This window comes from Pseudomonas sp. Sample_9 (genome assembly GCF_004307535.1).
GTDB classification, from domain to species: Bacteria; Pseudomonadota; Gammaproteobacteria; order Pseudomonadales; family Pseudomonadaceae; genus Aquipseudomonas; species Aquipseudomonas mercuritolerans.
The window spans coordinates 1-892 of the sequence record NZ_RAZO01000018.1 but is presented as its reverse complement, the minus strand read 5'-3'; the positions used below and the strand labels follow the sequence as shown (position 1 = coordinate 892).

Genomic DNA, 892 nt, shown 5'->3' with positions numbered 1-892 from the left:
ACGCGATCGGCTCCCTCTCCCTCCGGAGAGGGGACTGACCGAGGTGTTTGCGGTAGATACGCCGACATGAGATACCGCGCCGAACTCAGGTTTTGAAGCACACGCGATCGGCTCCCTCTCCCTCGGGAGAGGGCTGGGGTGAGGGGAATCGATTTCCCATACGACACAAATCCCAGATCCAAAAAAAACCCGGAACCATCACTGGCCCCGGGCTTTTTCACATTCGCTGCAAACTTACTCAGCGAGCACCTGACCCACGGTCGGGTCCTTGAACAGACGCGTCAGCGCATCGCTCAATACATCGCTGACCAGTTTGGTGTTGGTTTCCTGATTCGGCGCCATGCCGAAGCGCTGGTCCAGCGACGCACCGTAACGGCCGCTGTAGCGGCGGTTGGCGTTCTGCACGTCAGAGCGGAAGGTTGCGCCGATGGTTGCTTCGGTCACGTACATGCCTTCTTTCGGCGATTGATATTTCAACTCGGCCAGGGTCACGGTCAGCTGCGGCGCGTTGGGTGCGTTGGTGGTCGGGGTGAAGCCGAGCAGACGCACGGCGGCTTCGGCCTGGGCCTGCAGCTTGGGCAGGATCTGCTCGCGCTGTACGGTGATGGCGCTGGTTTCCGGGTACAGACCGCCACGGGTGCCGAGGGTTGGCGACGGACGACCGTCGACCACACGCACGATGACAGGCTGGCCGCGACCGACCGCTGGCAGTTGCGTGGTCAGCTTCGGCTCCGGATTCAGTTGTTGCGGGCTGTGGGCGCAGCCGGCCAGGGTCAAACCGGCGACAGTGATCAAACCGAACAACAGGCGTTGCAACATGCTCTTCTCTCCAGAATCAGGCACAAACAGGCCGGCAGTATAGCGGTGGGCCACTGCGCGTAACCAGCGCCGC

The 892-nt window shown here is 62.1% G+C and carries 1 protein-coding gene; it reads right to left on the bottom strand.

Annotated elements, in window-relative coordinates:
* Window positions 1–234 precede the first annotated feature (234 nt).
* A complete protein-coding gene (locus D6877_RS01180) occupies window positions 235–819 on the bottom strand; it encodes a YajG family lipoprotein (protein ID WP_024014276.1) in 585 nt (194 codons plus the stop codon).
* Between the last annotated feature and the right edge of the window lie 73 nt (window positions 820–892).

Bases quoted from the DNA above. Each gene is read 5' to 3' on its own strand.
- D6877_RS01180 (WP_024014276.1), bottom strand. From the start codon at position 819: ATGTTGCAACGCCTGTTGTTCGGTTTGATCACTGTCGCCGGTTTGACC.